Consider the following 24,994-nt stretch of genomic DNA (forward strand, 5'->3'; position numbering starts at 1 on the left):
AGGCCCAGCGATGTTAACGGACATTGCGCTAAACTCTTTAATCAAACCCTCATGCACAGGATACATTTCATGGAAAACAGGATTGAGAAGGACAGCTTCGGACCGATCGAGGTGCCGGCGGACCACCTGTGGGGTGCGCAGACCCAGCGCTCGCTCCACCATTTCCATATCTCCAGCGAGCGCATGGCGCCGGAGCTGGTCGCCGCCCTGGCCCAGGTCAAGCGCGCCGCCGCGGCCGTCAACCGTTCGCTGGGCAAGCTCCCGGCCGACAAGGCCGACGCCATCATCAAGGCCGCCGACGAAGTGCTCGAGGGTCGCCACCCCGACGAATTCCCGCTGGCCGTGTGGCAGACCGGCTCGGGCACCCAGAGCAACATGAACATGAACGAGGTGCTGGCCAACCGCGCCTCCGAGATCCTGGGCGGCGAGCGCGGCGAAGGCCGCCTGCTCCACCCCAACGACCACGTCAACATGGGCCAGTCCTCGAACGACATCTTCCCCACCGCCATGCACGTGGCGGCGGCGATCGCGGTCGCCAAGGGCGTGCTGCCGGCGCTGGCCAAGCTGCGCGGCACGCTCGAGATCAAGTCGCGCGAGTTCGCCGACATCGTCAAGATCGGCCGCACCCACCTGCAGGACGCCACCCCGCTGACCCTGGGCCAGGAGTTCTCCGGCTACGTGGCCCAGCTCGAGTTCTCCGAGCAGGCGATCCGCGCCGCCCTGCCCGGCCTGCTGCTGCTGGCGGCCGGCGGCACCGCGGTCGGCACCGGCCTGAACGCGCACCCGGACTTCGCGCCGCGCATCGCCGCCGAGCTGGGCTCGCGCACCGGCCTGTCCTTCAAGAGCGCACCCAACAAGTTCATGGCCCTGGCCGGCCACGACGCCATGGTCGGCGCCCACGGCGCCTTCAAGACCCTCGCCACCGCGCTCATGAAGATCGCCAACGACATCCGCTGGATGGCTTCCGGCCCGCGCTCGGGCCTGGGCGAGATCACCATCCCCGAGAACGAACCGGGCAGCTCGATCATGCCGGGCAAGGTCAACCCGACCCAGTGCGAAGCCCTGACCATGATCTGCTGCCAGGTGTTCGGCAACGACGTCGCGCTCACGGTCGGCGGCTCGCAGGGCAACTTCGAGCTGAACGTGTTCAAGCCCATGATTGCGCACAATTTCCTGCAAAGCGCCCGCCTGCTGGCGGACGGCATGCGTTCCTTCGACGAGCACTGCGCCCAGGGCATCCAGCCGAATCACGCCCGTATCGGCGAGCTGATGGAAAAATCGCTGATGCTGGTGACCGCGCTGGCCCCGCACATCGGGTATGATCGCGCCGCGCAAATCGCCAAGAAGGCGTCGCATGAAGGCCTGACCCTGCGCCAGGCCGCCCTGCAGACCGGCTTCGTGGACGAGCAGCAGTTCGAGCAGTGGATCGTGCCGATCGAGATGACCCGGCCCGACCGCGTGTAGGGACTGCGCGGCGTATGACCCGGTGGGCCGCGCGCCCACCGCCAGGCGGACTGAATCGTACGCCGCCTTCACCCATCCCGAGGATAGAATGCAGAAAATAGTTTTCGATTTGACATCAGAATTTGTCGAGGTCAACCAGCTCCTGAAGCTGGTCGGCCTCGTCGACAGCGGCGGCGCCGGCAAGAACATGGTCGCCAGCGGCGTGGTGTCGGTCGATGGTAAACAGGAGCTGCGCAAGACTGCGAAGATCCGCAGCGGGCAGACCGTGACGGTCGGCGACCTGCAAATTCGCGTGCAATAACGAGCCGTTTAGGCGGGCTTATGTTTGCGCGCTAACAAACAGAGCGGGGCTTCCTTGTTTATATTTTAGACATCATCAAACCGGCTCAAAGGTGAAGGCGATGGAAACCCCGGAACACCACACACGCTCGCAGGACCAGCTCATCGGCGACCTGCGCATGGTGATCGAGAACGCGGAAGAGCTGCTCAAGAACACCGATCACTACAGCAGCGCCCTGTACCAGAACGCACGCGCCAAGCTGGCGCTGGCGCTGGAAGCGGCGAACGAAGAACTGGCGCGTTTCGAAGACGCGCAACTGGAACGCATGATGGCCGCCACCCGCGCCGCCAACGAACGTTTCCACGACCGCACGGGCGAAGAGCGCATCCTGCGCGCCTTCCACTGATCCGCGCGACCAGGGCGACGCATGCCGCGCTCGCGGCGGCGCCGCTCGCTGCGCCTTCCCTCGAACTCAGTCCCGCTGGGCAGGAAGGATAGCCGCAGCGCTTTCCTCCTCCGGCAACACGATCCCCGTCACCGCCTCCCACGCGAACCAGCGGCGCAGCATCGCGCCCAGGTCCGGCGGCGCCAGGCCGTCCGCTTCGGCGCGCGCGAGCGCCGCGTCGAAAGCCTGCGCCAGTTCGGCGCCCTGCGCGATTGCCTGCAGGGCCGCGTGCTCGGGCGCCGACAACTCCAGCACCTCGAGCGTCCAGCGCCGCCGGATCACCAGGGCTTGTGCGCCCCCGGCGATGTCAGTGGGGAAGTCCACGTCCTCCTCCCGGTGCGCGCGCCATAGCCGCGCCACCTGCCAGGGGCTGGACAGCAAGGCGCAGCTCGGGTGCAGGGACAAGCGCGCCGCGGCCAGCCGCGCCGGGTCCATCCCGGCCAGCGCCGCGAAGGCGAGCGGCCCGGCGTCCCCGGCCATCCAGGCCAGGTGCAGGGCCCACTCGAGACGCGCCATGTCGGCCAGGTAGGGCAGCTCGCGGGCCGGCGCGAAACCAGCGAGGAAAGTGGAAAGCTGCGCGCCGAAGCGGTTCAGGTCGGGGTCTTGCGAGGGATGGGCCTTGCCGTAGGCATGGGCCAGCGCGCCGAATCCTTCCTCGCCCACCAGCTGCTCGATGACCGGATAGGCGTTGGCCAGGGCGCGCCGCCAGTTGGCGGCAAGATTGCCCCGGTAGACGGCCAGGCGCGCCGGGTCGCCACGCAATTCGGACGCCAGGGCGTGGTCCCCGGGGTCGGCCAGGGCGCCGGCGAAACGCGCCTGCAGCTCGGCCGCGCCCGCGTCCTCCACCGCCGGCCAGGCGGCGGCGCGCGGCGCCGCCCCGGCACGCGCGGGTGGCGCGAACTCGCCCGCGATCGCCTGCGCGCGCCGCGCTTCCTCCAGCAGCACCTCGAGGGCCGGCAGCCCGGTATCCCATTCGATCAGCGCCGGCACCTGGCCGAAGCGCGCCAGCGCCGCCCGGAACAGCTCCCACACCGGTTCGGCGATCGTCGCGCCGTGGTGGTCGATCACGGCTTGCGGCGTTTCCAGATGCCCGCCGAGATGGATTTCGCCCACGCTTCCCGGGTCCAACGCGGCGATGGCCGCCAGCGCGTCCTCGCCATGATTACGCTGGTTCACATAGAGATTGTTCACGTCGAGCAGGATGCCGCAGCCGCTGCGGCGCGCGAGTTCGGCCAGGAATTGCGCCTCGCTCATGGTGTCGCCGCGAAAGCGCACGTAGCTCGAGACGTTTTCGACCAGCAGACGGCGCCCCAGGGCGTCCTGCACCTGCTGGACGCGCGCGCTCATCAAGCCGAGCATGGCTTCGTCGAGCCGCAGCGGCAGCAGGTCGTTGAGCTGGCGGTCGGCGAGCGCGCCCCAGCACAGGTGTTCCGACACCAGCAGGGGATCGAGCGCGCGCACCAGTTCGCGCACCCGGGCCAGGTGGCCGCTGGAAAAGCCGCGCGCCGAGCCCAGGCCGAGGCCCACGCCGTGCAGGCTGATCGGATAGTCGGCGCGCAGGCGCTCCAGCACGTGCCAGTCCCAGCCGGCGCGTGCCAGGTAGTTTTCGGAATGGACTTCGAGCCAGCCGACCGGCTGGCGCCGTTCGAGGAAGGCGGGGACGTGCGGCGTGCGCAGTCCGACGCCGACGCCGGCGTGCGGCAGCACCGGTTTATTGCGTGGAGGTGGCGGCCTTGGGGTCGGCTGGCGGCGCGGCCTCGGCCGGCTTGCCTGACTTGGCCGGCTGGAGCGTACCGCCCAGTTTGGCGCAGGTACCCTTGGCGACGAACTTCCACTCGGCCGGGTCCTTGTCGGTGGCGGCCATGCCGGCGCAGCCGTGGGTGGCGGTGCCGCAGTCGTTCTGGCCGGCCTTGGCCACGCCGTAGCACATTTCCTGGTTGGCCTTCGGCACGCCCATCTGGTCCTGGGCGTGGGCGGGGGCGGCGCAGACGCCGGCCAGGGCGGCGGCGATCAGGGTGGAACGGTGGGACATGGGGAACTCCGATGGCGGTGGGGGACGGACGACAGTGTCGGCTCCCGCACCGAAAAAATCAACCCGGCTGCTCAAGCCGCTGGCCGAGCCCGCAGGTCAGGCCGGCTGCTCACGCCGGCCGGCGCACCGGCGACGCTCAGGCGGTGGTGTTGATCTTGTTGCCGAGGTGGGCAGGCAGGTTGGGCGAAGGCACCGCCTGCAGGGTTTCGAGCATCTGGACGGCCGTCGACTGCTCGATCTGCTGGGCGCGCTTGAGCACGGCCAGACCGACTTCCTGGCGGTTACCGGTTTCGGCGATGCTGGTTGTCAGCTTTGCAATATTCGTCACATCCATGGTGAACTCCCAATCAGGCGTATCCACCATTTACGGCAGCCTGGGCCGGAACTTGAGGGTGTTCGCGCATAAAGTCGCGCAACCAGGCCAGCACTTGATCTGGCGCATTCAGATCCAGCCATGCCAGGCCGTCCGCCAGGCCGCCGGGACGCACGGCGTCGGAGACGACCGCCCGCACGTCCGGGTCCTCGGGATACAGCGCCGCCTTGCCCAGCGCGGGACGGAACACTTCCAGCTTGGGCAGGGCTTCCCATTTGTAGCCTTCGACCAGGGTCAGGTCGGCCGGGGACAGCCGGCAGAGCAGCTCGGCCAGCGCTGGTTCGCGCGCGCCGCGCAGCTCGCGCATGATCGCCAGCCGGTAGGGCGAGGCCAGCATGACCTCGGCCGCGCCGGCCATCCGCAGGCGGGCGCTGTCCTTGCGTGGCGGTTCGAGCTCGATGTCGTGGTGGCTGTGCTTGACCACGTTCACGCGCAGGCCCTCGGCGGCCAGCGCGCCGACCAGGTATTCCAGCAGCGAGGTCTTGCCGCTGCCGGACCAGCCGACCACCAGCAGCACCCTGCCCTGCCCGGGCGGCTCAGTAGCCGACACGGTAGCGGTTGCCACGGTAGTTCATCACCGCCGACTTCGGCAGGATGCGTTCCAGCACCAGCCCGGGCGCCACCTCTTCGCCTTCGCGGCGCAGCATCTTGTCCACCAGCAGCAGGCGCTCGGCCGGATTCGGCGAATAGATGTAGCCGCCGAAGGCGACCCGGGGAATCTCGCGCTGGACCGCTTCCGGCAGTTCCTGGAAGCTGCGCAGGTTGTCCTCGGACGCCGGCTGAGGCGCTGGCGCCGACGCCACGCGGACCGGCTCGGGCGGCGCCGGCGGGACGGCAGGCTCGGCCCGCGCCGGCTTGGCCGGCTCCGGCTCGCGCGCGGGTTTAGCCTGGGGCTTCGGTTCCGCCGCGCGTGGCTTTGGCGCCGGCTCCGGTGCCTGTTTCAGCGCCGGTTCCGGCTCGGCTGGCGCCGGGACCGAAGCGGGCGCATCGGCAACAGGCGCAGCAGCAGAAGCAGGCTCAGGCGCGGGCGCAGGCGTGGGAGCCGCTTGCGCGGCAGGCGCGGCGACGGCCGCCACCTGGGCGGGCGCCGCCGCCGGCTTCGGCTCCGGTGAACGCGGCCACAGGATCGCGGCCGCCGCCACCAGCGCGCCCGCACCCAGGCCCAGCAGCAGGTAGCGGTGCTTGGCGGCCGGCGCGGCCGCCGGGGCGGCATAGGTGGGCGCGGGCGCGTGGATGGTCGGCGCACTGCCGAGCTGGCGTTCGGCCTGGGCCTTCTTGAGGGCTTCGAGGATGTAGGACATATTATTTTCCCGTCCCCGCAGGCGCGGCGGCGGCGAGCAGGCGCGGTTCCGGCACGCCGGACAACTGGTTGAGACGCATGTAGGTGCGCGGCCCGGCCACGCCGTCCGCCTTCAGGTTCTGGGCCGCCTGGAAGGCGCGCAGCCATTCGCGGGTACGCGCGTCGAGCGGATGGTCGGCGGCCGGGGCGGCGGCCTTGTTCAGGGCGGCCAGCCGCGCGCCGAGCCAGTCCACGTCCGGGCCGCGGTCGCCCTCTTCCACCTGGTCGCGGAAGGCGCGCGGCACGCGCCAGAAGGTGGTGTACTCGCCGCCGAAGCGGGCCGTGAAATCGGCCAGCGGGACGCGCTCGCGTTTCCCGCCCGCTTCCAGCACCACGCTGGAAGCGTCCATCCCCGCCAGCACCGCGTAGCCGGTGCGCTGTCCTTCATGCAGGGTGACCACGGCCGGACGATCGAGCAGGCGCAGTTCGTACAGCCCGCCCCTGCCCTGGTGGCAGCGCAGGTCGTGGCGCATCCCGACTTCGCAGGGCTGGCCGCCGGGCAGCGGCTTGCCCCACAGCGCCGCCAGGCTGCGCAGGGCGGCGGTTTCGTTGTCCTGCAGCGGCACCTTGGGCGCCGCCGCGGGCGCGGCCGCGGTTGCGGCAGGCGCCGCCGCCGTGGCCGGGACGGCCGGCGCCGCGCGCTGCGGCAGGATCTGCCAGGCCGCCGCGCTCAGCGCCGCCCCCGCCAGCACGCCGCCGGCGAGCAAGGGCCAGCGCGCGCTCCGGCGCGCCTGCGCTTCGCCGGCGAATACTTCCTCAGCCGCCTTCTGCACGATGCGGCGCGTCACCTGCGAACTGTTCTCGACATAGGCGCCCAGCAGCGCGCGGTCGCACAGCAGGTTGATGCGGCGCGGCACGCCTTGCGCGAGGCGGTGGATCAGGGGCGTGAGCGCGGGCGGGAAAGGCACGCCGACGGCGCCCGCCACTGCCATCCGGTGCGCGATGTAGGCGCCGGTTTCCGCTTCCAGCAGCGGCCCCAGGTGGTAGCGCGCGATGACGCGCTGGGCCAGCTGTTCGAGTTCCGGGCGGGCCAGCATGGCGCGCAGTTCCGGCTGGCCGATCAGGATGATCTGCAGCAGCTTGCGTTCGCTCGTTTCGAGGTTGGTGAGCAGGCGCAGCTGTTCCAGCACCTCGGGCGAGAGGTTTTGCGCCTCGTCGATCACCAGCACGTTGTTCAGGCCCTGGGCATGGGACGCCAGCAGGTAGGTATTGATGGCGTCGACATAGCCCTTGACGCCCAGGTGGCCGCTGCTGGCAGGCGGCAACTCGATGCGCAGCTCGTCGCATATGCTCAGCAGCAATTCCTCGACCGTCAGCTTGGGATTGAAAATATAGGCCAGGCGACAGTTCTCGGGGATTTGCTCGATGAAGCAGCGGCACACCGTGGTCTTGCCGGCCCCGATCTCGCCAGTGAGCAGCACGAAACCGCCGCCGCTGCCGATGCCGTACAGAAGGTGCGCCAGCGCCTCGCGGTGGCGTTCGCTCATGAACAGATAACGCGGATCGGGCGCGATCGAGAACGGGGCTTGCTTCAGATTGAAAAAGTTGTTGTACATGCAATGCTAGCGGCCAGCCGGCAGCGGTTTGAACTTCGCGCAGTATATTTTGCTTTTGTCATTCTGGTAGGCAATCGTGCTGCCGGGATTCGAGGTGCGCACCGGGAAAGGCGAACTGTCCGCCGGGCGGAAGGCCACGCCGGCCGCCGCGCGCACCGATTTTTCCAGCTCTTCCGGCGTGCTGTCGGTGACCGCGCCGATGAAGACGAGCTTGCTGCTGTCATCGCTGACCATCACTTCACGCACCTGGGCGCCCCACAGGGTGGCGTCGGTGCGGAACCAGTAGGCGCCACCCTCGCGCTTGTAGGACGGCCCGAAGCTCTTGGTGAGGTAGTCATGGAAATAGGCGTTGTCGAGCGCGCTGCGGCACAGCAGCGCGGCGCCGATCACCGGACCGAAAGTCGAGGGCGCGGCGCCCGCCTGCACGCAGGCCAGCGCCAGCCCTGCCGCAAGCAAACGCGGCAGATGCAGGAAAGACGGTGGACGACGCCCCTGGGGGCGCGGGTCCGGTGAGCGGATCACGGGGATGGATCTCCTTCGACGATCCGTCCATTATGACACTGCCGGGCGGGACCGGCCATCGGACCGGCCAATGCCGGGTCGGATCGGTGTGATGCGGACGGCTGCGCAGCACGCCGCACACGCCCGTGTTGTGGTCGGACCACATGCGCCGGGCATAGTCTTCGTCGCTTTTACTGCCTCTTGTCAACCTCAGCAGCCTGTCGCGCGTATTTGCGTTTTAGTCCACAAATTTCTACGTCCGTCGTATTCCGCAGGCAGCTTGCGCCGCATTGCCCTATCGTTCAGTCTCCATCGCCCCCCTGCCGTAAGCACAACATGAAAACCGCCCTCAAGCACACCGTCCTCGCCGCCGCCATCGGCGCCGGCTTCTTCGCCACCCTGGGCGCCAACGCCGAAACCTCGGGCGACGCGGCCGTCACCGAGCAGCGCACGGTGGGCGCCTTCAGTGCGATCGAGCTGTCGGGCCCCTACCGCGTGGTGGTGCGCGCCCAGGGCCGCCAAGGCATCGAGCTGAGCGGCGAGCGCAAGCAGCTCGACGAGGTCGAGACGGTGCTGCGCGGCGACACCCTGGTCGTGCGTCCGGTGGAGCGCAACGGCTTTTCCTTCAGCTTCGGTAAGCGGCGCGACCTGGTCACTATCCAGATCGCCGCGCCGCAGCTGAAAAGCCTCAAGATGTCGGGCAGCGGCGACGTCCGGCTGGATCACGTGAGCGGCGACCGTTTCAGCCTCAGCGTGGACGGCCCGGGCGATCTCGAGGCCAACGGCGCGGTGCGCGAACTGGCCGTGCGCGTGAGCGGCAGCGGCGACGCCGACCTGCATATGGTGAAGGCGGCCAACGTCGACCTCAGCATGTCTGGCCCGGGCGACGTGCGCCTGTCCGGCGTGGGCAACGAGCTGAGCGCCAAGCTGAGCGGCTCGGGCGACCTCGAGGCGGACGACCTGCGCCTGGCGAAGCTGCAGGCGAACATGAGCGGCCCGGGCAGCATGAAGCTGAGCGGCAGCACGCGCGAGCTGCGCGCCGAGATCAGCGGTTCGGGTGACTTCACCGGCTGCAGCCTGGCGGTGCTCAGCGCCAGCACCGTCCAGCATGGTCCGGGCAACGCCTGCCTGGGCGGCGAGATCCGCAGCCTGGACGCCGAGGTGAGCGGCTCGGGCGAACTGAATGCCGCCGGCCTGCAGGCCGGCACGGCGGTGGTGCGCATGGCCGGCCCTGGCAACGTCACCCTGGCGGGCACGGTGCGCGAGCTGAATGCGATCCTGAGCGGCTCGGGCGACCTCGATGGCGACGACCTGAAGGTCAGGAAGGCCGTGATCAAGAACCAGGGGCCGGGCAATGTGCACCTGGCCCGGGTCGAGGACACGCTCGACGGCGACCTCCGCGGCTCGGGAGACCTGAGCGCGACCATGGCGGGCAAGCGCCTGCTGCTTCAGATGAGCGGGCCGGGCAATGCGCTGATCGACGGCACCGTGGACCTGGTGCGGGCCCGCACCAGCGGCTCGGGCAACCTGGATGGGCGCAAGCTGACTGCCAAGCGGGCCGACATCGCAGTGGGCGGTCCGGGGAACGCGGCGGTGACCCTGGCGGCCAAGGCGCAGCGCAGCGGGGCGCGCGACGGTGCGCAATTGCTGGTGGTGAATCGCCAGGGGCGCAAGCACGGCGAGTAAGTGTGCTTGTCGAACAGGCCGCGTTCGACCGATTGCAAATGCTCAGCCGTGTCCGTTTTCGGCCCAAAGCGGACGTCTTCAGTGACGGCTATCCTCTGGATTGACTTCCCAAAATGTACTGTTCGAGTGACTGCGATCAATGAAGTAATGGTGATTTTTCCGGCGGATGGCATCGATTGCAGCTCGCGCATCGTCTACCGTTTTCTCGTCTGTGTGTCGTAAGAGGCGCTCCAGATGAGGGATCGCGTCTTTCCTCAGAGAGTAGGCACAGAGACCACATGCTCGATAACGAACCAATGTTGCCTTGTCATTGAGGGCAAGAAGTCCTAGTTCAAAGGCGGTCTCTGACTCGCGCGCGAATCGGATAGCATGGAAGATCAAGGCGACTCGGCCTTGAGCCTTCTTCGTATGAGGGTAATACTCTGCCAGGAAAGGAACAGCCCTGGCGCCTAGCGGTTTGAGCGATGCCCATGCAGCCTCATGCATGCTCGTGCTCGCTGTATCAAACATCTTCATCGCATGATGTATCTGTACGTCATCCATAAGTCTTTGGGACGCTGGTAAGTGGAACGTCTGTTCCTGGCCGGCTGCTGCCGCTCAGTGTACGTCAGCTGTCGGCCCGAAGCGAACACAGTACCTAGCTGTCGTGGCTAATAAAGCAGAGTTGCGACTGCTGCAATTCGATGTCGCCACCCTCTTCAAGCTCGACTAGGTAGCGGGGTTCTGTTCCGATAGCGAGTAAGGACACGAGTGAACCGCTTTTACCTCGATGTGGCCCATCAATCACCCGAACATAATCGTTATGCTGGTACTCAACACCGGGGACACTCTCGCGGCTGAGGAACGCTTGGCATAGGTCGTTGTTGTTCATGGCTTAACTTTGTCGTTGACTAGTTGACCCGTCTAGCTAAAGGTCCGCTTTTGGCCGATTGCAGACCTGCTGTAGCGTCCGCCCCCGACCTGAAGCGGACGGAGCGAATCAAACAAATCCGCCCTTCAGTTCAGATGAGGGCACGGACACCTCGTCGTTGAACTTCGCGACGAGTTTGGCTAGGCTCTCAGTTTCGTTCAGGCTTCCGCCACCTTGCAGTGGTTTAGCGATGTGTCGCGCTGCATCTGCGAGGATGGTTCCCCATGCAACCTCCTCATCAATACCCATCCCATCACGGTACATCCCAACTTTTAACGAACAATGCAGTTGACCTTCAGCTACCCATACCCGAAGCATTTCCGCGGAATTTGGGTCTTGCAAGGCTGCTTCCGGTATCGGACGTTCGTTCATTGGGACTCCGTTGCAACGTGTTAGGACGGCGACTAGACGTCCGCTTCTGGCCGGGGGCGGCCGTCGAGTTCAGCATAGCAGGTCGCCAGGAGCAAAAAATCGCAAACTGTCACGAAGGACTGCATCCGCCCCAAAGCGGACGTTAAGTCAGTGGTTAGACCCGTGCATTCGCCAAGGGCCGGGTATCGGTAAATCTCGCGACGAATGATCGAGCGGCTTCCTCAGGTAAATTGATGAGAATAGTTCCACTACTGTCCCAGCAAGCGATTTCGAACAAGGCACCATCAAGCTGAGGATCAGGTTCTTCCCCGCTCCAGTAGCTCGGGTTGCCCTCAACGCATGGTGCAGGAGAAGTAGTGGAGCGAAACCCTTTGGGGACCGCACCAAATACTGCCCAGATGAATTGCACCTCATGTTCATCTAAAAATGACGCCAGCTCTTCGCCAGAGAACCATTGATCAACTGGCGAGAACCCCGGTGGTGTCCAGTTTGTTTCTATGTCGCTGACGTACCAGTCGTAGTCTTGAGGGGCAATGTTCGCGGCATCGAGCATCGCGCATGTTTGTGAACCAACAGACTTGGTCTGTCCTTTCCAATATGAGATTCATCTGTGTCCTTGTAGAGCTCAACCTCGTACGTCCGCTTCTGGCCGACAGCGGACGCTCATATTGGCTTCGCGTACTGGATTGTTCAAGTCAGGCATCATAAAGTGTTGCCAGGCGCTTGACGACAAATTCACGCATTGTCCCGTACAGTTCCAGCCAGACGGCTGCTCAATCCGCCTCCTGCGCCTGCGCCACCACCGCCTCCACCTCCGCCGGCATCGCCGGCTTGAGCAGATGGTGGTCGAAGCCCGCCTCGCGCGAGCGCGCCCGGTCTTCCGCCGCGCCCCACCCGGTCAGCGCCGCCAGCATCACCTTCTCCATCCCGGGCAGCTGCCGCATGCGGCGCGCGGCCTCGTAGCCGTCCATGCGCGGCATGCCGATATCGAGGAACACCAGATCCGGCCGGAAGCCCGCCGCCACTTCCAGCGCATGGACGCCGTCGTAGGCCGTGCGCGTCTCGTGCCCCGCCATCGCCAGCAGGGAGCACAGGGTCTCGGCCGCGTCCAGGTTATCGTCCGCAACCAGCACCCGCAGGGGCCGGGCCGACGCGTGATGGGTGTCCGGCGCGGCATCGACCGGCGCGGCGGACTGCGACGCCGCGGGCGCCAGCGGCAGCCGCACACAGAAGGTGCTCCCCTGCCCCGGCCCCGCGCTGCCGGCCGACACCGTGCCGCCATGCAGCTCCAGCAAGCGCCGCACCAGCGACAGGCCGATTCCCAGCCCGCCGTTGCTGCGGTCGATGCTGCGCGCGACCTGGCTGAACATCTCGAACACCGCGCCCAGCGACTCCTGCGCGATGCCGACGCCGTTGTCCTCGACCTCGACCAGCGCATGCCCATCCTCGGCCCGCGCCCTCAACGCGATGCGCCCGCCCGGCGGCGTGTACTTGGCGGCGTTCGACAGCAAATTGCTCAGCACCTGGCTGATGCGCACCGCATCGGCGACCACCCGCAGGGGCGTATCCGGCACCCTCACCGCGAGCGTGTGGCGCGCGCCGTCGACCAGCGGCTGGCTGGTCTCGACCGCCATCGAAATCACGTCGCGCAGGTCGATCAGCTCCTTCTGCAGCACCAGCTTGCCGCTGGAGACGCGCGCGATGTCGAGCAGGTCGTTGATCAGGTGGACCATGTGGTTCACCTGGCGCTCCATCATTTCGCGCACGCGCTGCATCACGGCCGGGTTGCCCGACCCGATGCGCATGATTTCCAGCCCGTTGCGCACCGGGGCCAGCGGGTTGCGCAACTCGTGCGCCAGGGTGGCCAGGAATTCGGACTTGCGGCGGTCGGCCTCGCGCAGCGCCTCGGTCGAGCGCACCCGCTCGATGTGGGCCCAGCAGCGCTCGACCACGGCTTCCACCAGCGCCACCTCGCTCGCGCTCCAGGCGCGCGGACGGTCCTGGTGCACCGCCATCATCGCCACCAGCTTGCCACCCTTGACCAGCGGGCAGCAGATGATGGCCTGGATGCCGATCCGGGCGAACATCTCGAGGCCGTCGCCGGCCGCCAGTTCGGCGTCGATGTCGGCGATCTGCAGGGTGTGCCCTTCGCGCATCGCGGCGCTCGCGCGCGAACCGAACAGGTCCAGCGAATACACGCCCACGGTGCTGATCGCGCCCTCCACCGTCCAGTCGTGGCGGATGGTGAAGCGGTCGTTGTCCGGCTCCAGGTCGGCATAGGCCACGCGCGTCACGCCCATGTGCTCGCCCAGCAGGCGGGTCGCCTCCTCCATGATGGCGAGGGGCTCGACGGCGATGCGGGTGGCCTCGCCGATCGCGTCCAGCAGGCGCAGGCGCTCTTCGACCTGGCGCCGTTCGGTGATGTCGGCGCCGGTGGCGGCCACCGACAGCACCACCCCGTCCTCGCCCGTCACCGGCGTGAACACGATGTCGGTCCAGCGCTGGGCGCCGTCGGCGATATAGTAGGGCAGTTCGTGGCGCGCGGTGGCGCCCTCGCCCGCCGCGGCCACGCTGTCGCGCACGATGCGGGCAAGCGCGTCGGAGGGCGACCACCAGCCGCATTCCCAGAACGGCCGGCCCAGCACGTCTTCGCGCCGGTAGCCGCAGGCCTCGACCGAAACCCGGTTCACTTCCAGCACCCGGCCGTCGAGGGCGAGCAGCGCGGCGAAATGAATGCCCTGGTCGAAGAAGGTGCGGAACAAGGCGTTGGCCTCGGCCATGTCGCGCGCCACGCGCAGCTTCTCGCTGCTCGACTCCAGCTCGACCAGGGCGGCGTCGCGCTCCTGCTGCGAAGCGACCTTGCCGGTGGTCTCGCCGCACACGCAGAACGCGCCGCCGACCGTCCCGTCTTCGAGCAGCACCGGACTGACCGAGAAATTGAAGTAGACCTGCTCGGGATGACCGTGGCGCTGCAAGGTGAAGAGCTGGTCTTCGCCATGGACCGGACTCCCCGCCATGCTCTCGGCCAGCATCGGCCCGACCACGTGCCAGACCTCGGCCCACACCTCGGAGAAAGGACGGCCGATCAGGGTTTCCGGGTGCTCGGCGCGGGCGCCGAACACGGCGCGGTAAGCGTCGTTAAAGAGGATGCGCAGTTCCGGGCCCCAGGCGATGTACATCGGCTGCTGCGAGGCCAGCATGACCCCGACCAGGGTGCGCAGCGGCTGCGGCCAGGCTTCCAGGGGCCCAAGCGGCGTGGCGGACCAGTCGAAGCCGCGCAGCACCTGCCCCATCACCCCGCCACCGGCGGCGAAGGCGGTTCGTGACCGGGATCCTGGATCGAGCTTGTGCATGCGTTCTTGTTCAGTGTCGTGGTTGAGCCCCGGCTCCCCCGGCCGGGTCTGCGCAACGATAGCACTTCTTCACGAAGCGCGCTGCCGCGCTCGACCCTTCGGCGGGGCGGCGCAAGGGACCGAAAAAAAATCCTGGCCAAGGCGTGATCCGGTTGGCGCGTGGCTACGTATTACGGATGTGCTCTGCGATTGCGGAGCCCCTTCGACCCACGCTTTCAAGGATAAGACATGCACAAACCTACTTTCGCAAGCTCGCTTCTCGCCTCCGCCATCGCCCTCGCCCTCACCGCCTGCGGCGGCAGCGGCGGTGACGACCCCGTCGCCACCCAGCCCGCACAGCCGGCGCCCCAGAACCCGCCCGCAGCGGCCGAGCCGGGCGAAGTCTACGTGCTCACCGCCAGCAACAAGATCGTCACTTTCAACCGCGATACGCCGGGCACGATCCGCACCACCGCGACCGTCACCGGCCTGCAGCCGGGCGAGAACCTGATCGGCATCGACTTCCGCCCGGCCGACGGCCAGCTGTACGGCGTCGGCAGCAGCGGCCGCATCTACACCATCGTCGGCCGCACCGGCGCCGCGACCCTGAAATCGACCCTGGCGGCCGATCCGGCCGACACCAGCGCGCCCTTCACGGCTCTCGCTGGCACCGAGTTCGGCGTCGACTTCAACCCGGCGGCCGACCGCCTGCGCGTGGTCAGCAACACCGGCCAGAGCCTGCGCATCAACGTCGACAACGGCGTGACCGCCACCGACGGCAACCTGAATGGCGGCCCGGCCAACACGGCCGTCACCGCGGCCGGCTACACCAACAGCTTCGCCGGCGCAGCCACTACCACCCTGTACGTGATCGATCCGGCCAACACCACCCTGTTCATCCAGAACCCGACCACCGGCGCCCTGAGCGCGCCGGTCGCGCTGGGCGCCTTCAGCCAGTTGGGTGGCTTCGACATCGACGCCCGCACCAATACCGGCTACACCGTGATGACGGTGGGCGGCACGCGCGGCCTGTACGCCATCGACCTGGCGGCCAGCGCCAATCCGGTCACCCGCGTCGGCGCGCTGGCCATCAACGAAGAGCTGCGCGGCCTGACCCTGCGTTCGCCCAACGCGCCGCTGGTCCATGGCCTGGGCGACGATGGCCGACTGCTCAGCTTCAAGGCGTCCAGCCCGAACACCATCGACGCCAATGTCGCCATCACCGGCCTGGCCACCGGCGAGCGCCTGCTGGGCATCGACATCCGCCCGAAGGACGGGCTGCTCTACGGCCTGACCTCCAACGCGCGCATCGTCACCATCAACCCGGCCACCGGCGCGGCCAGCGTCAAGGCCAGCATGGCGGCCGACCCGGCGGACACCAGCGCGCCCTTCACGGCGCTGGCGGGCACCGCCTTCGCGGCCGACTTCAACCCGGCGGCCGACCGCCTGCGCGTGATCGGCAACACCGGCCAGAACCTGCGCATCAACGTCGACACCGGCGCCACCTCGACCGACACCCCGATCAACCGCAGCGGCGCGGCGCCGGCGGTCACCGGCGCGGCCTATACCAACAGCTTCGCGGGCGCCACCAGCACCACCCTGTTCGACCTCGACACCGCCGGCGCCAGCCTGGCGGTGCAGAACCCGCCGAACGACGGCGCCCTGGCCAACGTGGGCGCGCTGGGAGTGAGCATCGCGGGCGACGTGGGCATGGACATCGCCGGCGGCGCCAACGGCCTGGTGCTGGCCGCCCTGCGCACCAGCGCCACCGGTCCGAGCTCGCTCTACCGCATCGACCTGGCCACCGGCGCCGCGACCCTGGTCAACGGCGCCGCCACCCCGGCCGCCTCTGCGATCGGCAGCGGCGCGACCGGCTTGACCGACATCGCCATCGCCATCACCCCGCGCTGATCGGCGTCGGGCAATCCGCGTTCAGGCCGGCTCCTCGCCGGCCTGGCGCCGGAACCACATCCGGCTGGCCTCGTCGGCCGGGAAGAAGGATTCGAGGCGCAGCTCGTGCACCGTGACGTCGTGCGGGGTGCCGAGCGTGGTGATGGTGCTGAACAGGTTCAGCACCACCCCGTCCTTGCGCAGAATGAGGGGCAGGAAGGGCAAGGCCATGCGCTCCAGGTTGGGCTGGGCGGCCGCTTCGGCGAGACCGGGCAGCGCCATCAGCTCGTCCAGCAGTTGCGCCGCTTCGCTGTTCGGGCCGTCGCCCATGGCTTCGCGCTGCACCCATTGCAGCAGGTCGGCGCCGACCTCCTGCCAGTTGTCGAGATAGCGCCGCAGGCCATCCGGGGCCAGGGTCGAGCGGATCACGTTGATCGAGCCGTCGCGCGGGATCGGGGCATGCGACGGCAGGTCGAGGAAAAAGCGCAGCATGCGCAGCGCCGGCTCGTTCGCCATCACAAGGTTCCACAGGCGGTCGACCACGAAGGCCGGATAGGGCGCGGCCTGGCGCAGCATGAAGTCGAGCGCCTGCTTGACGGCCTCCATCTCGGGGTCGGACAGGCTGCGCTCGCGGTAGGCCGGGGCGAAGCCGGCCGCCAGCAGCATCGCGTTACGCTGGCGCAGCGGGATATCCAGCGCCAGGCCGAGCTTGATGATCAGGTCGCGGCCCGGCTGCGCCCTGCCCGTTTCTAGAAAGCTCAGGTGGCGCTGCGAGATCCCGGAGTCGAGCGAGAGCCGCAGCTGGCTGACGCCGCGCTTGCCGCGCCAGTAGCGCAGGGCCGCCGCGAAGTCGCTGAAGTACCGGGCTCCAGCCGCTTGTGTGTGTCCTTCCATGCCGTCTCCTGTCCAGTAAGCGCCCCCGATTGTGGCCGAAGCGTCCATTGTGCGCAAAGCGCCATGCATGCGCGATTACCTGAGAGGTCATCACCACCTCAACAATACCAAAAACAATACCAATTAATTTCTTCGGAAAATCAGGGATTTACATTCATAACCTGCGGCTATGAGGAGATATCTGCAGAGGAAATTTGCATACCACTTAAATACCTGTTGACAGCGCCGCAGGGCCTGCCTATAGTGCGCTGACCTCCCTTCAACTCACACACCATGATCGACTATCTCATCGGCGTCGATGGCGGCGGCACCGGCACGCGCGTGCGCCTCGCGCTCCCCGACGGCTCGGAACTGGCCCAGGGCGCGAGCGGTCCTTCCGGCCTGCGCCACGGCATCGAGAACGCCTGGGCCGCGATCAACGACGCGGTCGCCCAGGCCTTCGCGGCGATCGGCATCGACCGCATCCCCATGGCTTCCTGCGGCATCGGCCTGGGCCTGGCCGGGGTGCACAACAAGGAGTGGGCGGCCGCCTTCAGCGCCGCCAATCCCGGCTACGCCGCCTTCGTGCTCGACACCGACGGCTATTCGACCCTGATGGGCGCGCACCGCGGCCGCCCCGGCGCCATCGTGGCGATCGGCACCGGCAGCGTGGGCGAGGCCCTGCGCGCCGACGGCGCCCGCGTCGAAGTCGGCGGCTGGGGCTTCCCGGCCGGCGACGAAGCCAGCGGCGCCTGGATGGGCCTGCGCGCCCTGAACCACATCGAGCAGGTGCTGGACGGCCGCGTCGAAGGCGGCGAGTTCGCCCACGACCTGATCCAGGCCTGCGGCGGCAACCGCGACGCCATCCAGGTCTGGCTCGGCAAGGCCACCCAGACCGACTACGCCAGCCTGGCGCGCTTCGTGGTGGCGCACGGCTCCACCGACCCCGTGGCGCTCGGCATCCTCGAGCACGCGGGCCGCGAAGTGGCCAGCATCGCGCGCGCGCTGGACCCGACCGGCACGCTGCCGCTGTCCCTGTGCGGCGGCCTGGGCGAGGTGCTGCGCACCTACCTGCCGGCCGAGACCCTGGCCCGCTGCAGCCCGCCGCACGGCGATTCCGCCGCCGGCGCGCTGCGCATGATCGAACTGCACCTGCAAGGAGCGCAAGCATGAAAGGCAACATCCTCACGCCGCACGGCTGGATCCACGGCGAGCTGCGCCACGGCGTGCTGATCGACGAGATCTCGGGCGACCCGGTCCACCCCGACGGCAACGGCGACGACTACATCCTGCCCGGCTTCATCGACGTGCACGTGCACGGCGGCGCCGGCCGCGACATGATGGAAGGCGGCGACGCCCCCCACGTGATCGCCGCCCTGCACGCGAAGCACGGCACCACCAGCCTGCTGGCCACCACCATGACCGCGCCGCTGGAAGACATCCGCGTGGCGCTGGACGCGATCGGCAAGGCCTGCCGCGAACGCGGCCGCAAGGAAGCGCGCATCCTCGGCGTGCACCTGGAAGGCCCTTACATCAACTCGGGCAAGCTGGGCGCCCAGCCGCCCTTCGCGCGCGAAGCCACCCTCGACGAAGTCAAGAGCTTCGACGACCAGGCGCCCATGCGCCTGATCACGGTGGCGCCCGAGATCGACGGCCACATGGAACTGGTGCGCCAGCTGGCCAACGCCGGCATCCGGGTCCAGATCGGCCACACCAACGGCAACTACGAGGTCGGCGTCAGCGCCCTCGAACACGGCGCGGCCGGCTTCACCCACCTGTTCAACGCCATGCCCGGCCTGCACCACCGCGACCCCGGCATGGTCGGCGCCGCGCTCGCGCATGCCGAATACGCCGAGATCATCCCCGACCTGCTGCACGTGCACCCGGGCGCGATCAAGACCGCGCTGCGCTGCATTCCCAAGCTGTTCTGCGTGACCGACTCCACCGCCGCCGCCGGCATGCCGGACGGCGAATACATGCTGGGCCGCCAGGTGGTCCACAAGTGCATGGGCGGCGTGCGCCTGGCCGACGGCACCCTGGCCGGCAGCACCCTCACCATGGACCAGGCGCTGCGCAACCTGGTGAAGATCGGCCTGCCGCTGGAAGAAGCCAGCGCGCGCGTCTCCACCCACGCCGCCGACTACCTCGGCGAGACCCGCCGCGGACGCCTGGCGCCGGGCTGCCACGCCGACTTCGTGGTGCTCGACCGCGAATTGAATATCAAAGCCGTTTATATCGAAGGAGAAGCCTTGTGACCTCGTTGATGCTCCAGGAAGCGCTGTCCGCCAGTGAGTGCGTCGCTCTGCAACTGTCCCGGGACCAGGACCGCTATGCGGAACTGGGCCGCACCCTGCGTTCGCCCCGTTTCCACAGCGCCGTCACGGTGGCGCGCGGGAGCTCGGACCACGCCTCCAGCTACCTCGCCTACCTGACCATGGCGCGCACGGGCCACCTGGTCACCTCGCTGCCGATGTCGCTCATCACCCTGTACAAATCGCCGATCAAGGCCAGCGACACCCTGGCGATCTCGATCTCGCAATCGGGCCAGAGCCCCGACGTGGTCGAGCCGATCCGCTACTTCCGCGAAGGCGGCGCCACCACCGTGGCCCTGGTCAACGATGCCGATTCGCCGCTGGCGCAAGCCGCCGAGTGGACCATGCCCCTGCACGCCGGCAAGGAGCAGAGCGTGGCCGCGACCAAGAGCTTCATCACCAGCCTGGTGGCCGGCGCGCGCCTGGTGGCCGAGTGGCAGGACGACGCCGAACTGAAGGACGGCATCGCGGCCCTGCCCGAGGCGCTGGCGAACGCCGCCAAGGCCGACTGGTCCTCCGCCATCGAGGTGCTGGCCCCGGCCCGCAACATCATGGTGGTCGGCCGCGGCATCAGCTTCCCGGTGGCCCTGGAGTCGGCCCTCAAGTTCAAGGAAACCTCGGCCCTGCAGGCCGAAGCCTTCTCCGGCGCCGAGATCAAGCACGGCCCGATGGCCCTGATCGAGGAAGGCTATCCGCTGCTGATCTTCGCCACCCGCGGTCCGGCCCAGGCCGGCCTGGTGGCCCTGGCCGAGGAAATGCGTGGCCGTGGCGCGCGCGTGCTGCTCGCCGCTCCGGCGGACATCGCCAGCCGCGACCTGACCCTGCCGACGGCGGCCATCCCTGACCTCGATCCGATCGCCGCGGTGCAGGCCTTCTACGTGATGGCGGCCGGCCTGTCGAAAGCGCGCGGCCTCGACCCGGACCGTCCCCGCCACCTGAGCAAAGTCACCAAGACCAACTGAGCATGAACGCACCCGCACAAGACTATCTCGACCTTGCCGGCCAACTGATGATGGTGCGGCTGTTCGGCACCGAACTCAATGCCGACACCGAGGCCTTCCTGCGCGCCCACAAGGTGCGCGGCGCCTGCCTGTTCCGCCAGAACATGACGGACGCGGCCCAGCTGACCCGCTTCACCGGGGCCCTGCGCGAGGCCATGGGGCCGGAGGCCCTGATCGGCCTCGACCAGGAAGGCGGCGCCGTGGTGCGCTCGACCTGGGTGCCGGCCCCGCCGAGCGCCATGTCGCTCGGCGCGGCCAACGATCCGGATCTCGCGCGCGAAGTCGGCGCGGCCGTGGCGCGCGCGGTGCGCGCCCTCGGCTTCAACTGGAACTTCGCGCCGGTGCTGGACCTGAACAACAATCCGCACAACCCGGTGATCGCCGAGCGCTCCTTCGGCGCCGACCCCGAGACCGCGACCCGCATCGCCCTGGCCTGGATGGAAGGCAGCGAGCGCGAAGGCGTGGCCTGCTGCGTCAAGCACTTCCCCGGCCACGGCGACACCCATGTCGATTCGCACCGCGACCTGCCGAGCGTGGACAAGCCGCTGGCGGAGCTGGAGCGTTTCGAGTTCGCGCCCTTCCGCATCGCCGCGCCTCACGCGCCGGCGGTCATGACGGCCCATATCGTCTACCCGGCGCTCGACCCCGAGCACCCGGCCACGATGTCGCGCCGCATCCTGACCGGCATCCTGCGCGAGCAGTTCGGCTACCAGGGCGTGATCATCACCGACGGCATGGACATGCACGCCATCGCCCACCGCTACGCCGCCGGCCAGGCCGCCGCCAACGCGCTGGTCGCGGGCGCGGACATGGTGATGGCGATCGGGTCGCGCGAGACCCAGGTCGAGACCGTGCATGCGATCGCCGCCGCGATCCGCGACGGCCTGCTGCCGCTGCCCGAAGTCGAAGCGCGCCTGGCGCGCCTGTCGGCCCTGGCCAAGGCGCATCCGGCCGGCGCGCTCGCCTACGCGCAGGAAAGCGATGACCGCGCCCTGATGGCGCGCGCCTGGCGCGCGGGCCTGAGCCTGTTGGGCCAGCCGCAGCGTCCGGCCAAAGGGAGCAAGATCCGCCTGGTGGCGCGCCAGGATGTGGTCAGCGATGGGGTGTCGGAAGCCGGCGTGCCGGCCGCCCAGATCGCCGCCGCGCTGGGCCGCCTGTACGAGGTGGAGCTGACGACCTTCGCCGACCCCGAGACCTTCGACTGGAGCGCCCTGCCCCAGGACGGACGCTTCACCATCCTCGCCTCGACCTCGCGCCGCCGCTACGGCCCACATGCGCGCGCGACCTGGAAGCCGGATCTGCATATTGCTTTGTGGAATCCGTATCAGGCCTTGGACTTCGCTGCGCCGGCGGTGATGACCTATGGCTTCGCGCCGCCGGCCGTGGAGGCTGCGGTCGCCTGGCTGGGTGGGGAGATCGAAGCATCGGGCCGCTGCCCGGTGCCGGGCTTCAACTGATTTAAGGTTCGCAGACCAGCGGATCATTTTGTAGTCGCAAGCCTCAAGACCGTCATTCCGGCGAAGGCCGGAATCCAAGTTCAGCTGAGCAGCCAATCAAACAAACTTGGGTTCCGGCCTTCGCCGGAACGACGGTCTTGGGGCTAACAAAGCCTTGTAGAGCCTTCTGTGCCATCAAGGCCTAGATGGGTCGGGCACACAATTTCACACCCACGATTCAACCATCCACCCCACTCAAGCGTTACTACCCCTGCACGCGTGCTCCCCATGACACTCGTGGTAACGCTATGTAACCGTATGCACGCGCCCACCGCGCCCTGCGGCACAATTGCCGAGCCCGAGAATGCAGTTTGTGGGACAATGCACGCTTTGTCCAAGATGGCATTTTCGCACTATTGGCGAAAGCGCACGTCGCTCATTTTTTGTCTTGATTGAAGGATACTCCATGGCTCAATTCCGTCTTGCCCGCCTCTGCCTGATGCTGGCCGCCGTCGGCCTGACTACTCCGGCCCTGATGACCAGTGCCCACGCCCAGCAAAAAGCCGACGCGCCGGCAGCCGCCGCAGCGCCGAAGGACACCGTGCGCCCCGAGCTGTTCAAGCTGCTCGACCCGGCCGCGATCAAGCCGTTGATGGACGCCAAGAACTACGCCGAAATCCAGAACCGCGTCACCCAGGCCGAAGCCATCCCGAACCGCACCCCCTACGAAGACTTCGTGCTCAACCGCATGAAGCTGACCCTCGGCTCGGCCACCAACAACAACGCGATCACCCTGCCGGCCCTGGAAGCCGTGATCAACTCGGGCCGCCTGCAGCCTGAAGAACAGGCTAACTTCATCCAGGCCATGGCCAACATGCACTTCAACGCCAAGGATTACCCGAAGGCGATCGAGTGGTTCAAGCGCTACCAGAAGGAAAGCTCGACCCCGGAAAAAGTGCGCCCCTCGCTGATCCGCTCCTACTACCTGAGCGGCGACTTCGCGACCGCGAAGACCGAACTGCTGCCGCTGATCAACGACCTGGAAAAGGCCGGCAAGGCCCCGAGCGAGGAAGACCTGCGCCTGCTGGCCTCGGCGGCCAACAAGGTCAAGGATGACGCGACCTACCTGGTGGGCCTGGAGAAGCTGGCCAACTACTACCCGAACGACGATTTCTGGACCGACCTGCTGAACCGCGGCGTGGCGCGCAAGCCGGGCTTCGACGCCAACACCAACATGGTCAACGTGTACCGCCTGGAATTCGCCGCCGTCAAGCAGATGGCGCCGGAAGAGTACGTCGACCTGGCCGAGCTGGCCATGCGCGACGGCTTCCCGGCCGAAGCCAAGAAGGTGATGGACGCCGGCTTCGCCAACGGCGTGCTGGGCAAGGGCGGCAACGCCAAGACCCACACCGCCCTGCGCGACAAGGCGACCAAGGGCGCGGCCGACGACGCCAAGACCATCGCCGCCGGCGAAGCCGCGGCCGCCAAGGCCAAGACCGGCGCCGGCCTGGTCAACCTGGGCTGGGCTTACGCCACCATGGACCAGGGCGACAAGGGTGTGCCCTTCATCCAGCAGGGTATCGCCAAGGGCGGCCTGAAGAATCCGGAAGAAGCCAAGCTGCGCCTGGGCATGGCCCAGGTTCGCGCCGGCAAGCAGGCCGACGCGATCAAGACCTTCGAGACCGTCAAGGGCGGCGGCGGCGCCGGCGACCTGGCCAAGTACTGGATCATGCTGATCAACCAGCAGCAGCGCGGCGGCGGCGCCCAGACCGCTGCCCAGTAAGTTGCTTGCTGTAATGAAAGCCGGTCGCCTGCCCTAATGCTGTTAAGTTAGCCGTGAAACCGTCGTTCCGGCGAAGGCCGGAACCCAAGTTCTCCTGCGCAGACACGGACGCAAACTTGGGTCCCGGCCTCCGCCGGGACGACGCTCAAGCGCTAACTGAACGGCATTAGGGCGCCTGCCCGGCTTTTTTCGTTAACCGGGCCGCCTGCCGGCAAAGCTGTCCCCGCTCCGTCCCGCTTCCCCTGCCATATCGTGCGTACCCGCACATAAGCCCGGCCGAGGCCGCTCCATAATGGCCGCGATTACCCGGAGCTCCCATGACGACCGTACGCAAGGGCCAGGCGCCCGCCAAGCTGGACCGCAACGAATTCCACCTGCGCTTCCGCCGCGCTTTCTACGACCCGGCCTACGAGCAGATCGACCGCGAGCTGGCCGCCGTCGAGGACGTCGCCTGGAAGGCCTATGCCGACAGCAACAAATCCCCGCGCACCGTAAAGGCCGGCCCCGGCTTCGCCGATCCGGACTACGACCTCTCGGTCGAATGGAAGGAGGCGCACGCGCGCCTGCTGGCCGCCGAGCAGCGCCAGAAGGACCCCGCGACCCCCAGCCGCGTCCTGCTCATCAACGGCTCGGCGCGCAACGACGGCAGCTGCCCCGGCGAGATGTCCAAGAGCTGGCGCATGACCATGCTGGCGCGCGAGGTGCTCGAGAGCGGGGGCGTCGAGGCCGACGTGCTCGACCTGAGCCTGCAGATCTCGGACTACGACCGCCACATCTACCCCTGCAAGGCCTGCGTCTCCACCGCCATGCCGCTCTGCCACTGGCCCTGCAGCTGCTACCCCAACCACGCCGAGCGCCAGACCAACGACTGGATGAACGAGATCTACGAGCGCTGGGTGGCGGCCCACGGCGTCATCATCGTCACCCCGGTCTACTGGTACCAGGCCCCGGCGGTGCTCAAGCTGATGATCGACCGCCTGGTGTGCGCCGACGGCGGCAATCCGGACCCCAGCTCGACCCAGGGCAAGGAGGCCGAGCTTGCCAAGCAAATCGAGCAGCGCGGCTGGGATTACCCGAAGCACCTGGCCGGGCGCGCCTTCGGCCTGGTGGTGCACGGCGACGTGGCCGGCATCGAGGGCACGCGGCGGGCGCTGTCGGACTGGCTCAACTGGATGGGGCTGGTGGATTCGGGCAGCTTCGGCCAGCTCGACCGCTACGTCGGCTACTACGAAAACTATGCCGACAGCCACGAGCACCTGGACCGCGACATGGCGGTGCAGGAGGAGGTGCGCAACGTCGCGCGCGCCGTGCTCGAAGCGGTGAAGGAAGTGCGCGCCGGCCGGGTGCGGGTGGTCAGCCATGCCCTGCGCAACCCGCGTCCCAAGTAAAGGCGCTTTGGTATCATGCGC

Annotated in this window: 24 protein-coding genes; 11 read left to right on the forward strand and 13 right to left on the reverse strand. The window is 68.0% G+C overall.

Annotated elements, in window-relative coordinates; genetic code table 11:
- The first annotated feature begins 69 nt into the window (after positions 1–69).
- From fumC to B0920_RS11325, 3 genes are all read left to right on the forward strand, one after another.
- Positions 70–1,464 carry a class II fumarate hydratase gene (gene fumC / locus B0920_RS11315; protein WP_078032593.1) on the forward strand — a complete coding sequence of 465 codons (1,395 nt, stop codon included), beginning with the start codon at positions 70–72 and terminating at the stop codon, positions 1,462–1,464.
- 88 nt (positions 1,465–1,552) lie between these two features.
- On the forward strand, positions 1,553–1,765 hold the full coding sequence (locus B0920_RS11320; RefSeq protein WP_078032594.1) for an RNA-binding S4 domain-containing protein: 213 nt from the start codon (positions 1,553–1,555) through the stop codon (positions 1,763–1,765).
- A 100-nt stretch (positions 1,766–1,865) separates the two neighbouring features.
- Positions 1,866–2,150, forward strand: a complete 285-nt coding sequence (locus tag B0920_RS11325; RefSeq protein ID WP_078032595.1) for a DUF883 family protein — start codon at positions 1,866–1,868, stop codon at positions 2,148–2,150.
- A 66-nt stretch (positions 2,151–2,216) separates the two neighbouring features.
- On the opposite strand, the gene B0920_RS11330 is transcribed toward B0920_RS11325, so the two are convergent.
- The 7 genes from B0920_RS11330 to B0920_RS11360 form a co-directional block, all read right to left on the reverse strand.
- Positions 2,217–3,896: a DUF692 family multinuclear iron-containing protein gene (locus B0920_RS11330; RefSeq protein WP_229455379.1), complete on the reverse strand. Its 1,680-nt coding sequence runs from the start codon at positions 3,894–3,896 to the stop codon at positions 2,217–2,219.
- A 4-nt stretch (positions 3,897–3,900) separates the two neighbouring features.
- Positions 3,901–4,221: a DUF2282 domain-containing protein gene (locus B0920_RS11335; RefSeq protein ID WP_078032596.1), complete on the reverse strand. Its 321-nt coding sequence runs from the start codon at positions 4,219–4,221 to the stop codon at positions 3,901–3,903.
- 136 nt (positions 4,222–4,357) lie between these two features.
- Positions 4,358–4,555, reverse strand: a complete 198-nt coding sequence (locus tag B0920_RS11340) for a YjfB family protein (protein WP_078032597.1) — start codon at positions 4,553–4,555, stop codon at positions 4,358–4,360.
- Between the two features lie 13 nt (positions 4,556–4,568).
- Positions 4,569–5,159: a molybdopterin-guanine dinucleotide biosynthesis protein B gene (mobB, locus tag B0920_RS11345; protein WP_229455383.1), complete on the reverse strand. Its 591-nt coding sequence runs from the start codon at positions 5,157–5,159 to the stop codon at positions 4,569–4,571.
- The gene (locus B0920_RS11350; RefSeq protein ID WP_078032599.1) at positions 5,131–5,895 is read right to left on the reverse strand and encodes a general secretion pathway protein GspB; all 765 of its coding nucleotides are present in this window, start codon (positions 5,893–5,895) and stop codon (positions 5,131–5,133) included. The genes mobB and B0920_RS11350 overlap by 29 nt, the downstream gene beginning before the upstream one ends.
- Position 5,896: 1 nt before the next feature.
- Positions 5,897–7,489: an ExeA family protein gene (locus B0920_RS11355; RefSeq protein WP_078032600.1), complete on the reverse strand. Its 1,593-nt coding sequence runs from the start codon at positions 7,487–7,489 to the stop codon at positions 5,897–5,899.
- Between the two features lie 6 nt (positions 7,490–7,495).
- Positions 7,496–8,011 carry a hypothetical protein gene (locus B0920_RS11360; RefSeq protein WP_078032601.1) on the reverse strand — a complete coding sequence of 172 codons (516 nt, stop codon included), beginning with the start codon at positions 8,009–8,011 and terminating at the stop codon, positions 7,496–7,498.
- A gap of 315 nt (positions 8,012–8,326) precedes the next feature.
- Between B0920_RS11360 and B0920_RS11365 the strand changes: the two genes are divergently transcribed.
- Positions 8,327–9,676: a head GIN domain-containing protein gene (locus tag B0920_RS11365; RefSeq protein ID WP_078032602.1), complete on the forward strand. Its 1,350-nt coding sequence runs from the start codon at positions 8,327–8,329 to the stop codon at positions 9,674–9,676.
- A 78-nt stretch (positions 9,677–9,754) separates the two neighbouring features.
- Here B0920_RS11365 and B0920_RS25590 read toward each other — a convergent pair whose 3' ends face one another.
- The 5 genes from B0920_RS25590 to B0920_RS11380 form a co-directional block, all read right to left on the reverse strand.
- Positions 9,755–10,219 carry a hypothetical protein gene (locus B0920_RS25590; RefSeq protein WP_143745710.1) on the reverse strand — a complete coding sequence of 155 codons (465 nt, stop codon included), beginning with the start codon at positions 10,217–10,219 and terminating at the stop codon, positions 9,755–9,757.
- Positions 10,220–10,313: 94 nt separating this feature from the next.
- Positions 10,314–10,547, reverse strand: coding sequence for a KOW motif-containing protein (locus tag B0920_RS25595; protein ID WP_143745711.1), 234 nt, complete (start codon positions 10,545–10,547; stop codon positions 10,314–10,316).
- A gap of 108 nt (positions 10,548–10,655) precedes the next feature.
- On the reverse strand, positions 10,656–10,958 hold the full coding sequence (locus tag B0920_RS11370; protein ID WP_078032603.1) for a DUF5076 domain-containing protein: 303 nt from the start codon (positions 10,956–10,958) through the stop codon (positions 10,656–10,658).
- Positions 10,959–11,112: 154 nt separating this feature from the next.
- Positions 11,113–11,511: a hypothetical protein gene (locus tag B0920_RS11375; RefSeq protein ID WP_218669353.1), complete on the reverse strand. Its 399-nt coding sequence runs from the start codon at positions 11,509–11,511 to the stop codon at positions 11,113–11,115.
- Between the two features lie 220 nt (positions 11,512–11,731).
- Positions 11,732–14,311, reverse strand: a complete 2,580-nt coding sequence (locus B0920_RS11380; protein ID WP_078032604.1) for an ATP-binding protein — start codon at positions 14,309–14,311, stop codon at positions 11,732–11,734.
- Between the two features lie 228 nt (positions 14,312–14,539).
- On the opposite strand from B0920_RS11380, the gene B0920_RS11385 reads away from it, so the two are divergent.
- Complete coding sequence (locus B0920_RS11385; protein ID WP_078032605.1) at positions 14,540–16,201, forward strand: DUF4394 domain-containing protein; 1,662 nt, start codon at positions 14,540–14,542, stop codon at positions 16,199–16,201.
- Positions 16,202–16,222: 21 nt separating this feature from the next.
- Here B0920_RS11385 and B0920_RS11390 read toward each other — a convergent pair whose 3' ends face one another.
- Complete coding sequence (locus B0920_RS11390) at positions 16,223–17,074, reverse strand: helix-turn-helix domain-containing protein (RefSeq protein WP_179119141.1); 852 nt, start codon at positions 17,072–17,074, stop codon at positions 16,223–16,225.
- Positions 17,075–17,347: 273 nt separating this feature from the next.
- On the opposite strand from B0920_RS11390, the gene B0920_RS11395 reads away from it, so the two are divergent.
- From B0920_RS11395 to B0920_RS11420, 6 genes are all read left to right on the forward strand, one after another.
- Positions 17,348–18,226, forward strand: coding sequence for a BadF/BadG/BcrA/BcrD ATPase family protein (locus B0920_RS11395; RefSeq protein WP_078032607.1), 879 nt, complete (start codon positions 17,348–17,350; stop codon positions 18,224–18,226).
- Positions 18,223–19,308: an N-acetylglucosamine-6-phosphate deacetylase gene (gene nagA / locus B0920_RS11400; RefSeq protein WP_078032608.1), complete on the forward strand. Its 1,086-nt coding sequence runs from the start codon at positions 18,223–18,225 to the stop codon at positions 19,306–19,308. The genes B0920_RS11395 and nagA overlap by 4 nt, the downstream gene beginning before the upstream one ends.
- Positions 19,309–19,316: 8 nt before the next feature.
- Entirely contained in the window at positions 19,317–20,327 is a 1,011-nt protein-coding gene (locus B0920_RS11405; RefSeq protein WP_179119184.1) for an SIS domain-containing protein, read from the forward strand.
- 2 nt (positions 20,328–20,329) lie between these two features.
- Positions 20,330–21,823, forward strand: coding sequence for a beta-N-acetylhexosaminidase (nagZ, locus tag B0920_RS11410; protein ID WP_078032609.1), 1,494 nt, complete (start codon positions 20,330–20,332; stop codon positions 21,821–21,823).
- Positions 21,824–22,268: 445 nt separating this feature from the next.
- Positions 22,269–23,585 (forward strand): hypothetical protein, encoded by a 1,317-nt coding sequence (locus B0920_RS11415; RefSeq protein WP_078032610.1) that lies wholly within the window; start codon positions 22,269–22,271, stop codon positions 23,583–23,585.
- A 317-nt stretch (positions 23,586–23,902) separates the two neighbouring features.
- Positions 23,903–24,973 (forward strand): flavodoxin family protein, encoded by a 1,071-nt coding sequence (locus B0920_RS11420; protein ID WP_078032611.1) that lies wholly within the window; start codon positions 23,903–23,905, stop codon positions 24,971–24,973.
- Positions 24,974–24,994: the final 21 nt, after the last annotated feature.

Origin of the sequence: Massilia sp. KIM (assembly GCF_002007115.1) — a bacterium.
Taxonomy (GTDB): Bacteria; Pseudomonadota; Gammaproteobacteria; order Burkholderiales; family Burkholderiaceae_D; genus Telluria.

Coding starts and splice junctions, on each gene's coding strand:
- B0920_RS11390 (WP_179119141.1), bottom strand. CDS start 17,074: ATGGAAGGACACACACAAGCGGCTGGAGCCCGGTACTTCAGCGACTTC.
- B0920_RS11395 (WP_078032607.1), top strand. CDS start 17,348: ATGATCGACTATCTCATCGGCGTCGATGGCGGCGGCACCGGCACGCGC.
- B0920_RS11415 (WP_078032610.1), top strand. CDS start 22,269: ATGGCTCAATTCCGTCTTGCCCGCCTCTGCCTGATGCTGGCCGCCGTC.
- B0920_RS11355 (WP_078032600.1), bottom strand. CDS start 7,489: ATGTACAACAACTTTTTCAATCTGAAGCAAGCCCCGTTCTCGATCGCG.
- B0920_RS11420 (WP_078032611.1), top strand. CDS start 23,903: ATGACGACCGTACGCAAGGGCCAGGCGCCCGCCAAGCTGGACCGCAAC.
- B0920_RS11375 (WP_218669353.1), bottom strand. CDS start 11,511: ATGCTCGATGCCGCGAACATTGCCCCTCAAGACTACGACTGGTACGTC.
- B0920_RS11380 (WP_078032604.1), bottom strand. CDS start 14,311: ATGCACAAGCTCGATCCAGGATCCCGGTCACGAACCGCCTTCGCCGCC.
- B0920_RS11335 (WP_078032596.1), bottom strand. CDS start 4,221: ATGTCCCACCGTTCCACCCTGATCGCCGCCGCCCTGGCCGGCGTCTGC.
- nagA (WP_078032608.1), top strand. CDS start 18,223: ATGAAAGGCAACATCCTCACGCCGCACGGCTGGATCCACGGCGAGCTG.
- nagZ (WP_078032609.1), top strand. CDS start 20,330: ATGAACGCACCCGCACAAGACTATCTCGACCTTGCCGGCCAACTGATG.
- B0920_RS11365 (WP_078032602.1), top strand. CDS start 8,327: ATGAAAACCGCCCTCAAGCACACCGTCCTCGCCGCCGCCATCGGCGCC.
- B0920_RS11385 (WP_078032605.1), top strand. CDS start 14,540: ATGCACAAACCTACTTTCGCAAGCTCGCTTCTCGCCTCCGCCATCGCC.
- B0920_RS25595 (WP_143745711.1), bottom strand. CDS start 10,547: ATGAACAACAACGACCTATGCCAAGCGTTCCTCAGCCGCGAGAGTGTC.
- B0920_RS11405 (WP_179119184.1), top strand. CDS start 19,317: ATGCTCCAGGAAGCGCTGTCCGCCAGTGAGTGCGTCGCTCTGCAACTG.
- B0920_RS11320 (WP_078032594.1), top strand. CDS start 1,553: ATGCAGAAAATAGTTTTCGATTTGACATCAGAATTTGTCGAGGTCAAC.
- B0920_RS25590 (WP_143745710.1), bottom strand. CDS start 10,219: ATGGATGACGTACAGATACATCATGCGATGAAGATGTTTGATACAGCG.
- B0920_RS11340 (WP_078032597.1), bottom strand. CDS start 4,555: ATGGATGTGACGAATATTGCAAAGCTGACAACCAGCATCGCCGAAACC.
- fumC (WP_078032593.1), top strand. CDS start 70: ATGGAAAACAGGATTGAGAAGGACAGCTTCGGACCGATCGAGGTGCCG.
- B0920_RS11325 (WP_078032595.1), top strand. CDS start 1,866: ATGGAAACCCCGGAACACCACACACGCTCGCAGGACCAGCTCATCGGC.
- B0920_RS11350 (WP_078032599.1), bottom strand. CDS start 5,895: ATGTCCTACATCCTCGAAGCCCTCAAGAAGGCCCAGGCCGAACGCCAG.
- B0920_RS11370 (WP_078032603.1), bottom strand. CDS start 10,958: ATGAACGAACGTCCGATACCGGAAGCAGCCTTGCAAGACCCAAATTCC.